Annotated in this window: 18 protein-coding genes; 6 read left to right on the forward strand and 12 right to left on the reverse strand. The window is 68.0% G+C overall.

All coding sequences use genetic code 11. The annotated features are described in order from the left end of the window. Window positions 1-109 precede the first annotated feature (109 nt). Both JK358_RS16625 and JK358_RS16630 read left to right on the forward strand, forming a co-directional pair. On the forward strand, window positions 110-649 hold the full coding sequence (locus JK358_RS16625) for an LGFP repeat-containing protein (protein WP_201948609.1): 540 nt from the start codon (window positions 110-112) through the stop codon (window positions 647-649). 142 nt (window positions 650-791) lie between these two features. Further along, window positions 792-1,649: an acyl-ACP desaturase gene (locus JK358_RS16630; protein WP_307817563.1), complete on the forward strand. Its 858-nt coding sequence runs from the start codon at window positions 792-794 to the stop codon at window positions 1,647-1,649. A gap of 16 nt (window positions 1,650-1,665) precedes the next feature. On the opposite strand, the gene JK358_RS16635 is transcribed toward JK358_RS16630, so the two are convergent. Both JK358_RS16635 and JK358_RS16640 read right to left on the reverse strand, forming a co-directional pair. Beyond that, complete coding sequence (locus tag JK358_RS16635; RefSeq protein WP_201948610.1) at window positions 1,666-2,094, reverse strand: limonene-1,2-epoxide hydrolase family protein; 429 nt, start codon at window positions 2,092-2,094, stop codon at window positions 1,666-1,668. 38 nt (window positions 2,095-2,132) lie between these two features. After that, a complete protein-coding gene (locus JK358_RS16640; RefSeq protein ID WP_201948611.1) occupies window positions 2,133-2,846 on the reverse strand; it encodes a TetR/AcrR family transcriptional regulator in 714 nt (237 codons plus the stop codon). Between the two features lie 101 nt (window positions 2,847-2,947). Between JK358_RS16640 and JK358_RS16645 the strand changes: the two genes are divergently transcribed. Next, window positions 2,948-4,126, forward strand: coding sequence for an FAD-dependent monooxygenase (locus JK358_RS16645; protein WP_201948612.1), 1,179 nt, complete (start codon window positions 2,948-2,950; stop codon window positions 4,124-4,126). 259 nt (window positions 4,127-4,385) lie between these two features. On the opposite strand, the gene JK358_RS16650 is transcribed toward JK358_RS16645, so the two are convergent. The 5 genes from JK358_RS16650 to glpX form a co-directional block, all read right to left on the reverse strand. Further along, a complete protein-coding gene (locus JK358_RS16650) occupies window positions 4,386-4,979 on the reverse strand; it encodes a hypothetical protein (RefSeq protein ID WP_201948613.1) in 594 nt (197 codons plus the stop codon). A gap of 78 nt (window positions 4,980-5,057) precedes the next feature. Then, window positions 5,058-6,455: a class II fumarate hydratase gene (locus JK358_RS16655; protein ID WP_201948614.1), complete on the reverse strand. Its 1,398-nt coding sequence runs from the start codon at window positions 6,453-6,455 to the stop codon at window positions 5,058-5,060. Between the two features lie 107 nt (window positions 6,456-6,562). Further along, window positions 6,563-6,844, reverse strand: coding sequence for a TFIIB-type zinc ribbon-containing protein (locus JK358_RS16660; protein WP_201948615.1), 282 nt, complete (start codon window positions 6,842-6,844; stop codon window positions 6,563-6,565). A 40-nt stretch (window positions 6,845-6,884) separates the two neighbouring features. After that, window positions 6,885-7,949, reverse strand: coding sequence for a phosphotransferase family protein (locus tag JK358_RS16665; protein ID WP_201948616.1), 1,065 nt, complete (start codon window positions 7,947-7,949; stop codon window positions 6,885-6,887). Window positions 7,950-8,081: 132 nt separating this feature from the next. After that, window positions 8,082-9,113, reverse strand: coding sequence for a class II fructose-bisphosphatase (gene glpX, locus JK358_RS16670; RefSeq protein WP_201948617.1), 1,032 nt, complete (start codon window positions 9,111-9,113; stop codon window positions 8,082-8,084). A 198-nt stretch (window positions 9,114-9,311) separates the two neighbouring features. On the opposite strand from glpX, the gene JK358_RS16675 reads away from it, so the two are divergent. Further along, entirely contained in the window at window positions 9,312-9,884 is a 573-nt protein-coding gene (locus tag JK358_RS16675) for a DUF4245 domain-containing protein (protein ID WP_201948618.1), read from the forward strand. A 33-nt stretch (window positions 9,885-9,917) separates the two neighbouring features. Here JK358_RS16675 and JK358_RS16680 read toward each other — a convergent pair whose 3' ends face one another. From JK358_RS16680 to JK358_RS16690, 3 genes are all read right to left on the reverse strand, one after another. After that, the gene (locus JK358_RS16680) at window positions 9,918-10,148 is read right to left on the reverse strand and encodes an exodeoxyribonuclease VII small subunit (protein ID WP_201948619.1); all 231 of its coding nucleotides are present in this window, start codon (window positions 10,146-10,148) and stop codon (window positions 9,918-9,920) included. Next, a complete protein-coding gene (xseA, locus tag JK358_RS16685; protein ID WP_201948918.1) occupies window positions 10,145-11,431 on the reverse strand; it encodes an exodeoxyribonuclease VII large subunit in 1,287 nt (428 codons plus the stop codon). The genes JK358_RS16680 and xseA overlap by 4 nt, the downstream gene beginning before the upstream one ends. A gap of 105 nt (window positions 11,432-11,536) precedes the next feature. Further along, a complete protein-coding gene (locus JK358_RS16690) occupies window positions 11,537-12,208 on the reverse strand; it encodes a lipid droplet-associated protein (protein WP_201948620.1) in 672 nt (223 codons plus the stop codon). A 114-nt stretch (window positions 12,209-12,322) separates the two neighbouring features. On the opposite strand from JK358_RS16690, the gene JK358_RS16695 reads away from it, so the two are divergent. Continuing rightward, complete coding sequence (locus tag JK358_RS16695; protein ID WP_201948621.1) at window positions 12,323-13,324, forward strand: 4-hydroxy-3-methylbut-2-enyl diphosphate reductase; 1,002 nt, start codon at window positions 12,323-12,325, stop codon at window positions 13,322-13,324. A gap of 68 nt (window positions 13,325-13,392) precedes the next feature. On the opposite strand, the gene JK358_RS16700 is transcribed toward JK358_RS16695, so the two are convergent. Then, window positions 13,393-14,442 (reverse strand): DUF6542 domain-containing protein, encoded by a 1,050-nt coding sequence (locus JK358_RS16700; protein WP_201948622.1) that lies wholly within the window; start codon window positions 14,440-14,442, stop codon window positions 13,393-13,395. Between the two features lie 93 nt (window positions 14,443-14,535). Further along, complete coding sequence (locus JK358_RS16705) at window positions 14,536-15,678, reverse strand: DNA recombination protein RmuC (protein WP_201948623.1); 1,143 nt, start codon at window positions 15,676-15,678, stop codon at window positions 14,536-14,538. A gap of 256 nt (window positions 15,679-15,934) precedes the next feature. Here JK358_RS16705 and JK358_RS16710 point away from each other — a divergent pair, with 256 nt between their 5' ends. Further along, on the forward strand, window positions 15,935-17,260 hold the full coding sequence (locus JK358_RS16710; protein ID WP_201948624.1) for an exonuclease SbcCD subunit D: 1,326 nt from the start codon (window positions 15,935-15,937) through the stop codon (window positions 17,258-17,260). Window positions 17,261-17,330 lie beyond the last annotated feature (70 nt).

Below are 17,330 nucleotides of genomic sequence, written 5' to 3' on the forward strand. Positions count from 1 at the left end.
TCTGAGGTCTGCGGGTATATTCCGCAAAACACCTGCTCTGCACCGTACCGGCGACTCTTTGCCAGTTCGCCGTAGGGTTGCTGAGTGTCGGCCTGAGAGAGGATTGGAAATGCACCACTTCGCTCGACGCACGGCTGGCATCATCGCGGCGGTCGCGATCGTGACCATGTTCACCGCGGGCTGCAGCAAGGACGACAAGGACGGCAAATCCGATACCGGCATGGCCACCGTGACCACCACGATGCCGGCCACCTCCGAACACGCCGATGACCACGAATCGGGCGAGGCCTCGGAAACCAAGATCGCCACTCGCGACGGCGAGGTGGAGGTCGAAGGCGCGATCCTCGCCAAGTACAACGAATTGGGCGGCGTCACAGGACCTTTGGGCGATCCCACCGGCCCGCACCAGGATGCCCCCGGCGGTGGCAAGGTGCAGGAGTTCGCCGGCGGCGCGATCTACTACAGCCCGGCGGGCACCCACGTGGTCTGGGGCGAGATCGCCAAGGCCTGGGACGCGAACGGCGGCCCCGCCGGCAAGCTCGGCTACCCCACCACCGACGAATTCGACATCCCCGGCGGCAAGCAGAGCGACTTCACCGGCGGCACCATCACCTGGGTCGACAACAAGATCACCGTCACCGAGAAGTAGTAGTCCCCACTCTGATGCGGGGCCCGGAACTTTCGGGCCCCGTTTCTGGTTCGGGTCACAGGGGTGGGTGGCGGGGGCTATAGCATTTCCGAATTCGTGGGTAGGGTCCCCGTGTTTGCCGGATAGCCGCTAGGTTGTGGGCGTGCAGAACGTTGTGGCCGATCGGGTGCTGTTGGAATCGCTGGCGCCGGTGGTCGAGGAGAACCTTGTCCGGCATGTGGAGGCGGCGGCGGAGTGGCAGCCGCACGACTATGTGCCGTGGGATGACGGGCGGAATTTCGTGTTCCTGGGTGGAACCGATTGGGAGCCAGGGCAATCCACGCTGAGCGAGGTGTCCAAGGCGGCGCTGACGGTGAGCGTGCTGATTGCCGACAATCTGCCTGCCTACCATCGCGAGGTCGGCAAGTACCTGCGTACCGGGCCGTGGTGGCGCTGGGTCGGCCGCTGGACGGCCGAGGAGAACCGGCACGAGATCCTGATTCGCAACTACCTCATGGTGACGCGCGCGGTGGATCCGGTCGCGCTGGAACGCATGCGCATGGCGCATATGACCAAGGGCTTCCGCCGTCCCGCCATGCATCTGCTCGACGTGCTCGCCACCGTCGCCTTCGAGGAGGCCGCCGCGGCGGTCCGGCATCGCAATACCGCCGCCGTGGCCGATGACCCGATCGTCGCCGCCATCGCCGATCGCATCGCCGCCGACGACGAACTGCAGGCCGTCTTCTTCGCCAACCTGGTCGCCGCGGGTCTCGACCACGCCCCCGATCAGGCCGCCCGCGCCATCGCCGACCGCATCGCCGACTTCCAGGTCCCCTCGGTGGAGCTGGCCGACGGCCGCACCAGCGACGAGGTCCTCGCCGAGGCCGGCATCTACGACAGCGCGCGCGAACCCGAACTCGTCTTCCGCCCGCTGCTGGAGCGGTGGAACTTCTTCACCCGCACCGATTTCGGCGAAGTGGGCGAGAAGGCGCGCGCCGAACTGGCCCACCTGAAGGGGTAGCCCCCACTCTCGGGAGCTAGCGCTTGCCGGGCAGTACGGCGCGGACCAGGCCCAGCACGGTGCCGCGCAGGAAGTTCTCCCAGGAGAAGTGGTCGTGCCACACCGTGATGCGGCCGTCGCGGAGTTCGAAGGTGCCGCACACCCAGAAGCCGATTTCGACGGGGCCGATGCGCAGGTAGTCGGTGCGCTCGGTGAGCACCACATCCTTGCCGTCGGCGGCGATGTGGTGCATGTCGATGCGGAAACCGAAGGCGTCGCCGCGCAATCCGTTGAAGACCCAGCGCACGCGGTCGAGTCCGCGGATGTCGGGCAGGCTGGTGTTCTTCCAGACGATGCCGGGGTCGGCGAGGTCGAGGGCCTCGTCGATGGCGTTCATTTCCAGTGCGGCGAAGAATTCGCGGACCGTGGTGATCGCGTCCTGCTGCAATTCGGGAAGTTCGGACATGTTCCGACTGTAGGCCGGACGGTGTGCCGGCGACAGGGCTAGGAACGCTCGGCGATGAGCGCGGCGACGCCGTCCAGGATGCGTTCGATCCCGAAATGCAGGGCATTGTCGCGCCCGGACGGACCGATCGGCGTCTGCAGCGCTTCGGCCAGCGTGGCCCGCACATGCGGGAACCGGTCGCCGTATTCGGCCAGCACCGTGCCCATCTCACGTTCCAGCTTGCCCTCGGCGTCCTCGCCCTTGCCCGGTCCGACCTGCTGGACCAGGCTGCGCGTGTGACCGAGTAGCAGCACCACCGTGTCGAAGCGTTCGGCCGCGTTCAGTTCGAGGTCGGCCATGGCGGCGAGTGCCGTTTCCAGCCAGGCCATTTCATTCGGCCCCATGGGTCGTGCGCCGATGGCCAGTTCCAGCGCCCACGGGTGGTCGAAGACGCGCTGGAAGAAGACCTCGGACCAGCGGCGCAGGTAATCGCGCCAGGGCTCCGCGGCCGCGGCGGCGGGCGGTGCGCCCATGGCGCTGTCGAGCATGAGCGCGTTGAGTTCGGTCTTGCCCGGCACATACCGGTAGAGCGCCATCTTCGCGCAGCCGAGCCGTTCGGCCAGCCGGGCCATGGACAGGTTGGCGATCCCCTCGGCATCGGCGAGTTCGACCGCTTCGCCGACGATGCGTTCCAGCGTGAGCGAGGGTTTCGGCCCGCGTTTGGGTCGCTGCTGAGTGCCCCACAGCAGTTCGGTCGTGGTGGGTGCCGCCATGGCCGTTGATCCTTCCCGAATCGCGCTTGACTTCAAACTGCGTCCACCATACGCTTTTATTATAGCGTCTGACAGACGCAGTAAGTGAAGGAGTCACCGCAATGCGCAACACCACCGTCCTCATCTCCGGCGCGAGCGTCGCCGGCCCCGCGCTGGCCTACTGGCTCAACCGCTACGGCTTCCACGTCACCGTCGTCGAGAAGGCCCCGAAGCTGCGCCCCGGCGGCCAGGCCATCGACTTCAAGGGGCAGACCCACCTGACCGTGCTGGACCGCATGGGCGTCCTCGACGACATCAGGGCCCGCCGCACCGGCACCACCGACATGCGATTCGTCGACGCCGCCGACCGCGAATTGGCGCTCATCTCGGGCGATTTCACCGGCGGCGACCTCGAGATCCAGCGCGGCGACCTGGCGAGCGTCTTCTACGACCACACCGCCGCCGACTGCGAATACCTCTTCGCCGACCACATCACCGGCCTCGCCGACACCGCCGCCGGCGTCCACGTCGAATTCGCCTCGGGCACAACGCGAACCTTCGACCTGGTCTTCGGCGCGGACGGCATCCACTCCGGCGTGCGACGCCTGGCCTTCGGTCCCGAGCGGGACTATGTGCACCACCGCGGGTGGTACTACTGCATCGCCGGCGACGACCCGGTCGACCCCGATGCCCCGCGGGTTCGCGGACTCGCCTACGCGCACAACGCTCCCGGCCGCCTGGCCGTCGAGGGCGGGCCGAAGTCGCCGCACCTCTACATGTTCGCGTCGCCGGAACTCGAATACTCGCGCGACGACGTCGCCGCGCAAAAGCGCATCGTGACAGAGAAATTCGCGGGGATGGGCTGGAAGGTCCCCGAAATGCTGGCCGAACTCCAGGATCTGGACACCTTCTACCTGGATTCCATCAGCCATGTGCAGATGGACGAATTCGTGAAGGGCCGCGTGGCATTGATCGGCGACGCGGGTTACGGAAATACGCTCGCCGGCTTCGGAACCGGTCTGGCGGTGGTCGGCGCGTATGTGCTCGCCGGTGAATTGGCTGCCGCGGGGGGCGATTACGAGGTGGCCTTCGCTCGCTATCAGGAGATCCTGAAGCGCTACATGCGCAAGAGCGACGGTTCCAACCCCGGCCCGTTCCTGGCCCCGAAAACCGCAGTTGGGATCAAGTTTCGCAACTGGTTCGTGGGCTCATGGGCGTTCAAGCTGATGCTGAAGTACAGCGACAGTGCCGCCAACGACATCGAACTGAAGAATTACCCGGAGATCGTGGGAGCTCGGTGAACACGGTGCGCGGGTATGGCAGTTCTCACCGCCATACCCACCGACCGCGATATTCAAAGAATGATGCCCAGTGTGGCCAGTGCAGCGATGACGCCGAATGCGCCGAGGCCAACGAGAAGGGCGGCGAGTCCAGTAAGCATTGTTCTTTCCTTTCAGTGGATCATCCGCTGGTTGCGGACACTCAGCTAATCGGAAGCAATCCGTGATGCGTTTCACATATTTCGCGGAAAGGAAAAAACACGCCATGACCGGGCGGATATCAATTCTTCAGAATGCCGGCTTCCTTCGAGACGAAGAACGACGCCCCGGAATCGAGCTGCCTGCAGGTGATCCCGACCCGGTGCGAGGCGCAGATCTGGTTGCCGACCTGCACATGTGTGCCGTACTCCAGCACGCCCGCGTCCGTGCGCCCGGCGAACAGGTCACCGGCGGCGCAGGTGAACTCCGCGCCGGTCGCGGTGAGACCGAACGCGGGCACGCCCTCGGCATCGAGGCAGGTCTTGGACCCGGTCGGCACGGCCGCCGCAGTGCCCTGGCAACCGACGGTCACCGACACCTCGCCGAAGCGCACCGGCTTGTCGAAGACCGCGCAGCTGAAATTGCCGCTCGGGGTCCGGAAGAAGTATCCCGGTTTGCCGAGCGCGCCCTCCTCCTGCCGGTACTCGCTGGGATCGGCCGGTTCCCCGTCGTCGGTGGGCACCGTGACGGTGGTCTTGGGTGCGGCGGTGGTGGTGGACGGCACCGTGGTGGTGGAGGCCGGTGCGGCCTCCGGGTGGTGGTCGCTGCCCGACGAACAGCCGGCGAGCAGCGCCACCATCGCCGCCGCTGCGGCGGCGACACCCCGAATTCTCACGAAATCCCCTTCAGCGTCTGAAGATTCAGCATCGGATACTGCGGGGGAGAACGTTAGCCGAGGGATCGGTGTTTGTCGTCAGGCCTGTTTGTCGTCCACGTTGGCCATGGACAGCACATCCAGGCGGCGGTCGAGTTCCTCCAGCGACAGCTTGTCGCCGATGAGACCGCGATCGATGACGGTCTGCCGGATCGTCTTCTTTTCCTTCAGCGCCTGCTTCGCGACGGCCGCCGCCTCCTCGTAGCCGATGGCCGAATTCAGCGGCGTCACAATGGAAGGCGAGGATTCGGCCAGCTGCCGCAGATGCTCGACATTGGCCGCCAGGCCCACCACGCACTTGTCCGCGAACAGGCGGGATACGTTGGCCAGCAGGCGAATCGACTCCAGCACATTGCGCGCCATCACCGGGATGTAGACGTTCAGCTCGAAGTGGCCGTTGCCGCCGCCCCACGCGACCGCCGCATCGTTGCCGATGACCTGCGCGGCGACCTGCGTAACCGCCTCGGGCAGAACCGGATTCACCTTGCCCGGCATGATCGAGGAGCCCGGCTGCAGATCGGGCAGCTGGAGTTCGGCCAGGCCGGTGAGCGGGCCGGAACCCATCCAGCGGATATCGTTGGCGATCTTGGTGAGGCTGATGGCGACGGTGCGCAGCGCACCCGACAGCTCCACCAGACCGTCGCGTGCGGCCTGCGCCTCGAAGTGATCGCGGGCCTCGGAAAGATGGTCGAGCGAGGTCTGCCGGGCAAGCTCCGCAACGACTTTCGCACCGAAACCGTCGGGGGCATTGAGGCCGGTGCCGACGGCGGTGCCGCCGATGGCCAACTCACCCAGACGCGGCAGGGTGGCCAGCAGGCGTTCGATGCCCGCACTCACCTGCCGGGTGTAGCCGCCGAACTCCTGACCGAGGGTGACGGGGACCGCATCCATCAGATGCGTGCGGCCGGACTTGACCACGTCCTTCCACTCCACGGACTTGTCCAGCAGCGCGAGCCGCAGATGCTCCAGCGCCGGGACCAGATCCTTCACCACGGCCTCGGTGGCCGCGAGATGCGTTGCGGTGGGGAAGGTGTCGTTGGACGACTGCGACATGTTCACATCGTCGTTGGGGTGCACGGTGACGCCGTCACGGGCGGCGATGCTCGCGATCACCTCGTTGGCGTTCATATTCGAGCTGGTGCCCGAACCCGTCTGGAAGACGTCGATGGGGAACTGGTCGTCGTGGCGGCCGTCGGCGATCTCGGTGGCGGCGGCGATGATGGCGTCCGCTTTCGCCTTGTCCAGCAGCCCCAGATCGCGGTTGACGGTCGCCGTGGCCGCCTTCAGCAGGCCGAGCGCGCGGATCTGCGCGCGCTCCAGGCCGCGGCCGCTGATCGGGAAGTTCTCCACCGCGCGCTGCGTCTGCGCCCGCCAGAGCGCGTCGACGGGGACGCGGACCTCGCCCATGGTGTCGTGTTCGATGCGGTACTCGGTCATGGATTCGACCCTATGCCCGCCTCGGAGCGCGTGGGGGTGCCACGCCTGAGGGAATGAGCACACGGCCCGCGGGAATATGATTGCGCGAGCCGATGCGCCGCATCCGTTTACGACGAGTAGAACAACCGGCCGATCCCGTGCTGCGGGCGATGGCCGTGGCCGTGGCCGTAGTGGGGGGTCTGGTGATGGGTCGGCGCGCCCCAGGCCGGTGCGGCGGGCGGCGGCGGGGCCTGCTGGTAGCCCGGTTGCTGGTAGCCGCCCTCGAGCCGCTGCAGGGCTTCGAGCTCGCCGTAGTCCAGGAAGATCCCCCGGCATCCGCTGCACTGTTCGATATGGACCCCGGCGCGGTTGTACGTATGCATAGCCGCATGGCACTTAGGGCATTTCATCGTTCTTCATCTCCCCGTATTCAACAATCACATGCGAACTTCACGATACGGGAGTCGTCATCCTGCGACACGAATCCACCAGTGCCACATCCCATTCGTCCAGTTCTCGGCCCTCGAGTCCGGCTTTCGCCACCCCGAGGGCAGCCGCGTGGACCACCATCGCCTGCGCCGGAGCATCCAGCACCGACCACTCGTCCCGCTCCGGCACCGCGATCCCACCGGCCAGTCGGTATGCGCCGAGAAACCGTTCCCATACAGTCGAATCCAAGATCCCCGCCGCGAAGAATCCGGCCAGCCGCGCCAGATCCCACACCGGATCCCCCACCCCGAGATCGTCGACATCGATGAGCCGCAACCCCTCCCCGCCGGGGGCGTCGGTCCACACCAACTGCCCGAGATGAAAGTCCCCATGCACCAGCACCGAGGGCCGTTCCCCATGGGCGACCGGCCGCCCGAAGTCCAACGGTGGCAAGGCGGCATGGGCGCGCTGCACCACCTCGGCCGCGCGGGGATTCGCGGCCCCGTTCGCTGCGCGCAGCCGGTCCACGGCGCGCTCGACGCGATCAGGGCGGCCGACTGCGGGGATCGGCTCGTCGGCACGCGAATGATCCTGTGCGGCAGCCGTTCTCTCCCGCCCGGCGTGCGATGAGACGAGCGCGGTCCCGTTCGCCGAGTGTGTCAGCGGAATTCGGTGCAGCCGGGCGAGCAGGGCGGCGGCCCTGCCCCATGGAACGACCTCGTGATCGGCGGGATCCAGTGGAGTGCCGTACGGCCAGAACGTGATGAGCCGGCCGGATCGTAGAACCGCCCAATCGGACCCGAAACCTGCTGGGGGCAAGAGGATTTCGCCGAGCATCGGATGTGCGGCGAGACGCAGCCGGGTGCGCAGCGAAGCGATGTCGGAGTCGGCCGCATGCGCCTTCGCGACGAACGGTCCGAGGCGTGCGACCGGGCCGTCCGGGCGGCGGGAGAGGAGCAGTGGCGCACCGATCCCACCTGTCGGGTGCGGCGGCAGGACGGCCGCGATGAGCGCGTCGATGGTCGCCCGATCCGGCAAGCCCGGATCCCGGGGCGTCGTCGCGTGATCGATGCGGTCCTCACTCACGGACTCGACCCTAGACCCGCGCTCGAAAAGGTCTGTGCCGCAACCCCGACATGCGGGAAGCCCCCGAACCGGTGCGGTTCGAGGGCTTCCGGCCGCCCGCCGAATCGGCAGGGCGTCAGGCGGTTTCGCCGATCAGGGCAGCGGCGGGGCGGCGGCGTCGTCGCCGTCGAAGTCGACCGAGGCGTACTCGCGCAGCTTGGTGAGGCGGTGGTAGGCGTCGATCATGCGGACGGTGCCGGACTTGGCGCGCATGACGATCGACTGGGTGTAGGCGCCGCCGCCGTAGTAGCGGACGCCGCGCAGCAGATCGCCGTCGGTGACGCCGGTGGCGGAGAAGAAGACGTCCTCACCGGAAACCAGATCCTCGGTGCCGAGGATGCGGTCCAGATCGTGGCCGGCGTCGATGGCCTTCTGGCGCTCCTCGTCGTCCTTCGGGGCCAGCTTGCCCTGCAGGGCGCCGCCCATGCAGCGCATGGCGGCCGCGGCGATGATGCCCTCGGGGGTGCCGCCGATGCCGATCAGCATGTCCACGCCGGACTCCGGGCGGGCGGTGGCGATGGCCCCGGCCACGTCACCGTCGGAGATGAGGCGGATGCGAGCGCCGGCGTCGCGCACCTCCTGGATGTGCTGCGCGTGGCGCGGGCGGTCCAGGACGCACACGGTCAGGTCGGAGACCGAAGAGTTCTTGGCCTTGGCCACCCGCCGCAGGTTCTCCGCGATGGGGGCCGACAGGTCGATGACATCGGCGGCGTCGGGGCCGACGGCGATCTTCTCCATGTAGAAGACGGCCGACGGGTCGAACATGGCGCCGCGCTCGGCGACCGCGAGCACGGAGATCGCGCCGGCCGAACCCTTCGACATGAGGGTGGTGCCGTCGATCGGGTCGACCGCGAAGTCGAGTTCCGGGCCGGTGCCGTCGCCGACGAGCTCACCGTTGTAGAGCATGGGCGCTTCGTCCTTCTCGCCCTCGCCGATGACCACGATGCCGCGCATGGAGACCGTGGCGACCAGCTGCCGCATGGCGTCCACGGCCGCGCCGTCGCCGCCCTCCTTGTCGCCGCGGCCGACCCAGCGGCCGGCGGCCATCGCGCCCGCCTCGGTGACCCGGACCAACTCCAGGGCTAGGTTACGGTCCGGAGCCTCGCGTCGGCTGGATGCGGTCATGGCGGATGCCCTCCTAAGTCGTGTACTGCTGGGTAAATTGTCGCATTGCTGTTAACGGCGCTAACCAGGTACACGCGTTTCCCTTACGCGCAGGTCGCGGCTCTTTACACAGCGAACGGCGAGTGACCGGGCTTTCGCAAGCTTGCGACACGTGACTGTGAGTCGGGTCGCACTGCCCGGCCGTGGATACTGGGGGTCGTGTCGTACCAAAAGCCGCGGACCCAGCACGATTACAAGGACCTGTTCTGGTCGCTGCTGCCGCTAGTGCTGGTCTGCCTGTTCATCGCCGGTGTCGCGCGCGCCTGCGCGTTCAGCGCGGACGGTCCGACGCCCGGGCAGATTCCGAGTGTCGATGCCGAGGCGACCCTCGAACTCGACGCTCGCACCCTCGGATTCCCGGTGCGCATGCCGGTGCTGGGCGACCAGTGGCGGCCCAACTCCGCGAACAAGAAGAAGACCATCGACGGCGCGGGCGGCGGCAAGGTGAGCACCATCGGGTACATCTCGCCCGAGGGCACCTACATGCAGCTCACCCAGTCCGATGCCACCGAGGACGCCCTCGCCCGCGAAATCATCGGCACCCGCTACGCCACCGGCACCGAGCAGATCGGCGACCGGAAATGGGTCGTCTACGCCGAACAGGGCACCGAACCCGCCTGGATCACCGACTTCGGTCCGGTCCGCGTCCTGATCAGGGGCGCGGGCGACAACGCCACCTTCACCACCCTCGCCACCGCCGTCGGCCAGGCACAGCCCCTGCCCACGAGCTGAATCCGCCGCGACACGAAACAGCGGGGCGGGCGCTCAGCCCTCCTGGGAAGTCCGGTGGGCGAGGGCGTCTTCCACGCGCTTGCGGGCTCCCGCGAGGTGTTCCTCGCAGCGGTTGGCGAGGGCTTCGCCGCGCTCCCACAGGGCGAGCGAGTCGTCGAGATCCATGCCGCCCTGTTCGAGCATCTTCACCACATTGACCAGTTCGTCACGGGCGCGCTCGTAGCCGAAGGTGGCGATTTCGGCGGTGTCGGTGCTGTCGGTCATCGGGGGTCGGATTCCTTTCGGGGGCCGAGGGATTGGGTGCCGAGAGCGGCGGCGGTGATCGCGCCGTCGGCGACGCGGATACGGAGCTGGCTGCCGGCCGAGGCGTCCTCGATGGAGCGGACCACCTCGCGATCCTTGCCGGTCACCTTCTGCACCACCGCGTATCCGCGCGCGAGGGTGGCGGCCGGACCCAGCGCGGCGACCTTCTCGCGCAGGTGCCGGGCTGCGGTGGATTCGTGGATGAGCAGATGTTCGATGGCGCGGCGCGCGGCGGTGCGCAGCCGTTCCGCCTCGTCGTAGCGCTGATCCAGCAGGCGCAGCGGATCCGCCAGTACCGGCCGGGAGCGAAGCTGGTGCAGCGCACGGGATTCCCGATCCACCCAGCCGCGCAGGGCGGCCGCGGCCCGCTCGCGTAGCTCGTCCAGCAGTGCGGCCTCGGCGGCCGCGTCGGGGACGATGCGCTTGGCGGCATCGGTGGGCGTGGCCGCGCGCAGATCGGCCACATAGTCGCTGAGCGGATTATCCGGTTCGTGCCCGATCGCGCTGACGATCGGCGTCTTGGCGGAAACGATTGCCCGGCACAGCGTCTCGTCCGAGAACGGCAGCAGATCCTCGACGCTGCCGCCGCCGCGCGCCAGCACGATCACATCCACATCCGGATTCGCGTCCAGCGCGGCGATGGCCTCCAGCATCTGCGGCACCGCGGTCGGCCCCTGCACGGCGGTATTGCGGATCTCGAAGCGCACGGCGGGCCAGCGCTGCGTGGCCACCGTCACCACATCGTGCTCGGCGGCCGAAGCCCGTCCGGTGATGAGCCCGATCCGATTGGGCAGGAACGGAATCGGCCGCTTCAACCGGGGATCGAACAGCCCCTCGGCGGCCAGCAGCGCCTTGAGCCGCTCGATGCGCGCGAGCAGTTCCCCGATACCGACGGGCCGAATCTCGGTGACCCGCAACGACACCGTGCCGCGCCCGGTGAAGAACGACAGCTTGCCGTACACGACGACCCGGCTGCCCTCCTGCAGCGGCACCGCCGAATCCCGCAGCAGCGCCGGATCACACGTCACCGACAGCGACATATCGGCGGCGGTATCGCGCAGCACCAGGAACGCCGTGCGCGTACCGGGCCGCACGTTCATCTGGGTGATCTGCCCCTCCACCCAGACCGCGCCCAGCCGATCGATCCACTGCGCCACCTTCACCGCGACAGTGCGCACCGGCATGGGGTTCTCGGCGGTACTCGACGGCCGCTCCGTCTTCTCCTCGGTGCTCACCGAACCCATCTTGTCAGGAGCCACCGACCGAATCGGCGAAGCCACCGGAAAACGACGACGCCGGTCGGCTCGAGCCCACTGCTCGAATCGACCGGCGCGGAAGTCTGTGTGTGGTTACTTGGCCTGCACTGTCGCGATGCGGTTCGTCAGCATGGTGACGAACGGCGCGCGATCGAGGGTCTTCTGCTCGTAATCCAGCAGGGCAGCCAGATCGTCGACGGTGAGCTGACGCAGTCGGGCCCGCAGCTGGGCGATGCTCAGCTCCGAGTAACCGAAGCGCGCGGCGACCTCGGGTTCGATGACGCCGACGCCGTTGCTGTGGCCGTTCGTGGCGGCCAGGGTTTCGGCGGGCGGTTCCGCGACGGCGGGCTCGGCGGCGACAGGTTCTTCGGCGACGGGTTCGGCGGGCTCTTCGACAACGCTCGCCGGTTCGGCAGCCTCCTGCACGGCCGATTCGACGGCGGATTCCTCTTCCGTAAAGAGGTCGAAACGGCTCTGGCGTACCGATTCCGAAGCGGCGCTGGGAGTTTGCTCGAACTCCTCGTCCTCATCGAAGGTGGCCCACGCGGGCTGTTCTTCCGGCTGATTCAGCAAACGGTCGAAAACGGCGTCGCCTTTGAGAGCGAGGCTGGTCACGAACTGCTGCACATGCATTGTCGTCTGCAGCATCTGGCTGATGGCGGTGATCGGGAAATTGATTGCGGTGGTCGGTAGCCGACGAGTTTCCTCGAGGGCGTAGACAGCAGCCCCGGCGGCGACCCGGGCCAGGAACGGAGGTCGGAACATGCCCATAGCCTGCCCGAAACGCCGTGTGATGCATAGGTGAGAACTCACGAAATGTGATTCTGATACCAACCTCCGCCCCGATGCGCGTCACCCCGCACACGTATTCTGTGGGGCATGTCCTCGGCAATCCCTTTGAACGTCGGAATCGTCCGGTCGCCGTCGGGTGCCGCCGACGGCTCGAAACGTGTACTGCTCGCCGAACCGCGTGGCTACTGCGCCGGTGTGGATCGCGCGGTGGAGACGGTGGAGAAGGCGCTCGAAAAGCACGGCGCCCCGCTCTATGTGCGCAAGGAGATCGTGCACAACCGGCACGTGGTGGAGACGCTACGGGAGCGCGGCGTGATCTTCGTCGACGAGACCGACGAGGTGCCGCACGGCGCGGTCGTGGTCTTCTCCGCGCACGGCGTGTCCCCGATGGTGCACGAGTCCGCGGCCGCGCGGGAACTGCACACCATCGACGCCACCTGCCCGCTGGTCACCAAGGTGCACCAGGAGGCCAAGCGCTTCGCACGCGACGACTTCGACATCCTGCTCATCGGCCACGAGGGGCACGAGGAGGTCGAGGGCACCGCGGGTGAGGCCCCCGATCACGTGCAGCTCGTGGACGGCCCCGACGCGGTCGACAATGTCACCGTGCGCGACGAGAACAAGGTGATCTGGCTCTCCCAGACCACGCTCTCGGTCGACGAGACCATGGAAACCGTGCAGCGCCTGCGGCAGAAGTTCCCGAAGCTGCAGGATCCGCCGAGCGACGACATCTGCTACGCCACCTCCAACCGGCAGACCGCGGTGAAGGCGATGGCCCCCGAATGCGATCTGGTGATCGTGGTGGGTTCGCGCAACTCCTCCAACTCGGTCCGCCTGGTCGAGGTCGCGCTGAGCGCGGGCGCTCGTGCCGCCCACCTGGTCGACTACGCCCGCGAGGTCGACACCGCCTGGCTCGAGGGCGTGGGCACCGTCGGCGTCACCTCCGGCGCCTCGGTTCCCGAGATCCTCGTCGAGGGCGTGCTCGAACTGCTCGCCCAGCACGGCTTCGGCACCGTCCAGCCGGTGACCACCGCCAACGAGACCCTGGTGTTCTCCCTGCCCCGCGAGCTGCGCGCCGCCCGGCAGTAACCAGCCTTTCGAACGAACGAATCCCCGCACCAGGTGCGGGGATTCGTCGTATGCGGGGATCCGTGCCCTCAGCGTTCGATGCGGCCCGAATCGCGTTCGCGGTAGCGGACATTCGGGCGGGGGTGTGGGGGCAGTTCGCCGTTGGGGCTGCGGCGGCGACGGGGTTCGGCGACCGGGTTGGCGGCGCGGTCCGGGTTCGCGCGGCGCTCGCCCGCCGGGGCGGCGCGGCGCTCGGCGGGGGGTTTGCGGTTCGGGGTGGCCTGGCGGTCCGCGGCGGGGTTGGCGGCGCGCTGGCGGTCGCCTCGCGAACGATCCGCTGCGGCAGGACGTTCGGCCGTGGCCGGGCGTTCCGTGCGCGAGCGTTCGGTGGCCGGGCGATCGCCGCGGCTGCGGTCGGTGGCGGCGCGCTGGCGGTCGGCGGGCTTGCGGTCGGTTGCCGAGCGGCTCGGGTTGCTCACGCGCGGTGGGCGTTCGGCGGTCCGGCCGGCGGGGCGCCGGGATGCGCGCGGGGTGGCTTCCGCGTCGGTCTCGGCGTCCGGGGTGGCGTCGGCATTGCTCCGGAAGCGTCGTCTGGCCGGGTCCTTGGCGTCGGCGGCGCGGGTGCGCTGGCCGCGCGCGGCGGCGGCCGGACGGGAGGTGCGGGCGCGCGGCTTGCGAGCGCCGTCGCCGTTCGCCTCCTGCTCGCGACGGTGCAGCACCATCCGGCCCGCCCCGATGGCCAGCACCAGCACGGTGGCCAGCGCCATCGTGGGGAAGCGGTTCACCAGTGGGATGACCAGGTTCAGCAGGATCTCCTTGGTGCCCAGCCCGCCCGATTCGCCGAGCATGAGCTGATACGCCACCGGAACCGCGACGAACAAAAGCAGCGGCGGCTGCACCAGGGTGGTGAACAGACCGCGGTATCGGACGATCAGCACCGCGATCACGCAGCCGATCACATACAGCGCGCCGAAGGTGTTGGTGAGCTGATTGCCGCTCTGCGAATCGATGAAGAAACCGATAACCGTGCAGGTCACCGCAACCAGCACTGCCGCTCCGGCCGGGACGCCCGGTACCGACGGCAGGATCGACCGGTGCGACGGGGGCACCTCGGCTCGCTCGTTTTGGGTAACTGCCACGATCTGCACACTAAATCATTGCGCTGCTTTGCGAGGTAGACGACATCACGCGGGTGTGAAGGAACCCTCACCCGCGGCTGCCGGAGACCCTGCCTACGAGTTCACATTCTCGGCGAATCCAACCGCGCGCGGCCACGTTTCCACCCGCCCGATTTCCGGTACGGGCGCGTCGGCTATCTCCAGTTCGTGGAGTTTGCGGGCCGTCACCATGACCCGTGATTCCACCGACGCCACCGTGTGGTTGAAGGCGTCCACCGCCTTGCCCAGCTGCGAGCCCAGGCGATCCAGATGTTTCCCGGTGGTGGCGAGCCGGGTGTAGAGCTCCCGGCCGAGTTGCTGGATCAATGCCATATCCGCGGTGAGCGCCTCCTGCCGCCAGCCCAGCGCGACCGTGCGCAGCAGAGCCATGAGCGTGGTGGGCGTGGCGAGAACCACATTCCGGGAGAAGGCGTACTCGAGCAGATTCGAATCGGTGCCGAGCGCGGCGTCGAGGAACGGATCGCCGGGCACGAACAGCACCACGAACTCCGGGGCGGGATCGAAGGCCGTCCAATACTCCTTGGCCGCCAGCTGATCGACATGGTTGCGCAGATGCCGGGCGTGCTTGGCCAGATGCCCGTCGCGTTCGCGGGGGTCCTCGGTGCCCGCGGCGTCCAGGTAGGCCGAGAACGGCACCTTGGAATCCACCACGATCTGCCGCCCGCCCGCCAGCCGCACCACCATGTCCGGCCGCACCACGCCGTCGACGCCGGCGCGGCGGGTGACCTGGGTGTCGAAATCGCAGTGCTTGGTCATGCCCGCGAGCTCCACCACCCGCTCCAACTGGATCTCACCCCATCGGCCGCGCACCTGCGGCGCCCGCAGCGCGGCCACCAACTGCCCGGTCTGCGTGGACAGCTGATGCGACATCCGCTGCATGCCCGCAACCTGTTCGCGCAGGCCCGAATACGCGTTGATGCGGTTGTGCTCGACCTCCTGGATATGCCGGTTCAGCGTGCCCACGGCTTCGCGCAGCGGCTCCACCAGCGTCCCGATGGCATGGGACTGCCGCCGCGCCGCATCCTCACTGGCCACGCTGAGCGACTGCCGCAGCATCCGCTCGTTGTCGCGCATGGCCGCTAATCGCGCCTCGGCCATCGCCCCGCGCTGCCCTGCCCGCGCGGCATGCCCGAGCCAGCCCACGGCCGACCCGGCGAGGAACACCAACAGCAGCGCAAACAGCATCGGTGCGGTCATGAGTGCAGATAGTGCCGCATGCCACCGACAAACTAGTGAATTCAGCAACCGTTCGGCATCTTTCGCCTGGATTGTCGTGTGTCCCGGCGAAGCACGCCGTGACGGTTACGTCCGTCACCAAGCCCGCTCGGCGGCAATGATTCGGCGCGCCAACCCGATTCCCCGGGCGACCTTCGCGCAATACACCGGCGTGTTTCGGCCTCGGCGCGCGGGTTATCGATCGACTTGTCGGAGCGATCGCCTAGCGTCTCGAGTCATGCGCATCCTGCACACCTCCGACTGGCATATCGGCCGCACCTTCCACGGTGTCGATCTGCTTGCCGACCAGGAGTGTTCGCTGCGGGCCGTTGCCGAACTGGTGGCCGCCGAACGGGTGGATGTGGTGGTGCTGCCCGGCGACGTCTACGACCGCTCCATTCCGAGTGCGGACGCGATCGCCGTATGCAATAGGGGATTCGAGGCAATTCGGGCAGCCGGGGCAACCATTGTGGCGACTTCCGGCAATCACGATTCACCCACCCGGCTGGGAGCGCTGGGCACTTTCGCGGCCGCGGGCGGTTTGCACCTGCGATGCGCGATCAAGGACGTGGCACGGCCCGTACTGCTGTCGGACGAGCACGGAGAGGTCGCCTTCTACGGCATTCCGTATCTGGAGCCGGATATCACCCGCGTCGAACTGGGTGTGCCCCAGGCGCGTTCGCACGCCGAAATCCTGGACGCGGCCATGGGCCTGATCCGCCACGACCTGGCCGCCCGATCCGGCCTGCGCTCGGTGGTGCTGGCGCATGCCTTCGTCGTCGGCGGGGAAGCGACCGGGTCGGAGCGCTCCATTTCCGTCGGCGGCGTCGAGACGGTGCCGCAGTCGGCATTCGACGGCATCGACTATGTGGCGCTCGGCCACCTGCACTCCCCGCAAACCCTCTCGGATTCGGTCCGCTATTCCGGTTCCCCCCTGCCGTATTCGTTCGGCGAGCGTTCGCACCGCAAAGCGGTCTGGATCATCGACCTGGACGCGTCCGGTCTCGCCGGGGTCACTCGCCACGAGCTGCCGGTGGTGCGCGGCCTGTCCCAGCTCACCGGTGAGCTCGACACCCTCCTCACCGCGCCCGAGCACACCGGGGCCGAATCCCATTACGTCTCAGCGACACTCACCGACCATGCCCGCCCGGTGGATGCCCTGCGCCGCCTGCGCGAGCGCTTCCCGCATGCCGTCCACGTGGAATGGCAACGCCCCGAAGGCAATCCCGAACTCCGCTACCGGGAGCGCGTCCACGGCCGCCGCGACGCCGAGATCGCGCACAGCTTCCTCACCGATGTGCGCGGCGCGCCCACCGCCGGTGAGATGACCTGGGTCGAACGCGCCCTCGCCGCCGCGGTCCGGGAGACGGACGGCCTGAACCGAGCGGTCGCCGAGGCAGACTCGGCTTCCTTCGCCTCCGCCGCGGTCCGTGCCGCGAAACGAGACGATGCGGCCAGTGCGGCGGACTCCCGCCCGGTCGATGCGGCCGGTGCGGCGGAAGAGCCGCCAGGGCTGTTCGACGACTTCGAAAGTGGCGGTCCGGCTGCTGGATTGACCGCATGAGCGGATTCGCGCGGGGCGCTGCGGCGTGTCCGTTGGGTAGTGGTGTGCGCCGGGTTGTTGGATGGGGCGT

This window comes from Nocardia acididurans, from assembly GCF_016741815.1.
Lineage (GTDB): Bacteria > Actinomycetota > Actinomycetes > Mycobacteriales > Mycobacteriaceae > Nocardia > Nocardia acididurans.

What these genes read in the sequence shown, in the direction of transcription:
- JK358_RS16625 (WP_201948609.1), top strand. Translation starts at nt 110, where the DNA reads ATGCACCACTTCGCTCGACGCACGGCTGGCATCATCGCGGCGGTCGCG.
- JK358_RS16635 (WP_201948610.1), bottom strand. Translation starts at nt 2,094, where the DNA reads ATGTCCGAACTTCCCGAATTGCAGCAGGACGCGATCACCACGGTCCGC.
- JK358_RS16640 (WP_201948611.1), bottom strand. Translation starts at nt 2,846, where the DNA reads ATGGCGGCACCCACCACGACCGAACTGCTGTGGGGCACTCAGCAGCGA.
- JK358_RS16645 (WP_201948612.1), top strand. Translation starts at nt 2,948, where the DNA reads ATGCGCAACACCACCGTCCTCATCTCCGGCGCGAGCGTCGCCGGCCCC.
- JK358_RS16655 (WP_201948614.1), bottom strand. Translation starts at nt 6,455, where the DNA reads ATGACCGAGTACCGCATCGAACACGACACCATGGGCGAGGTCCGCGTC.
- JK358_RS16660 (WP_201948615.1), bottom strand. Translation starts at nt 6,844, where the DNA reads ATGAAATGCCCTAAGTGCCATGCGGCTATGCATACGTACAACCGCGCC.
- glpX (WP_201948617.1), bottom strand. Translation starts at nt 9,113, where the DNA reads ATGACCGCATCCAGCCGACGCGAGGCTCCGGACCGTAACCTAGCCCTG.
- JK358_RS16680 (WP_201948619.1), bottom strand. Translation starts at nt 10,148, where the DNA reads ATGACCGACAGCACCGACACCGCCGAAATCGCCACCTTCGGCTACGAG.
- xseA (WP_201948918.1), bottom strand. Translation starts at nt 11,431, where the DNA reads ATGGGTTCGGTGAGCACCGAGGAGAAGACGGAGCGGCCGTCGAGTACC.
- JK358_RS16690 (WP_201948620.1), bottom strand. Translation starts at nt 12,208, where the DNA reads ATGTTCCGACCTCCGTTCCTGGCCCGGGTCGCCGCCGGGGCTGCTGTC.
- JK358_RS16695 (WP_201948621.1), top strand. Translation starts at nt 12,323, where the DNA reads ATGTCCTCGGCAATCCCTTTGAACGTCGGAATCGTCCGGTCGCCGTCG.
- JK358_RS16705 (WP_201948623.1), bottom strand. Translation starts at nt 15,678, where the DNA reads ATGACCGCACCGATGCTGTTTGCGCTGCTGTTGGTGTTCCTCGCCGGG.
- JK358_RS16710 (WP_201948624.1), top strand. Translation starts at nt 15,935, where the DNA reads ATGCGCATCCTGCACACCTCCGACTGGCATATCGGCCGCACCTTCCAC.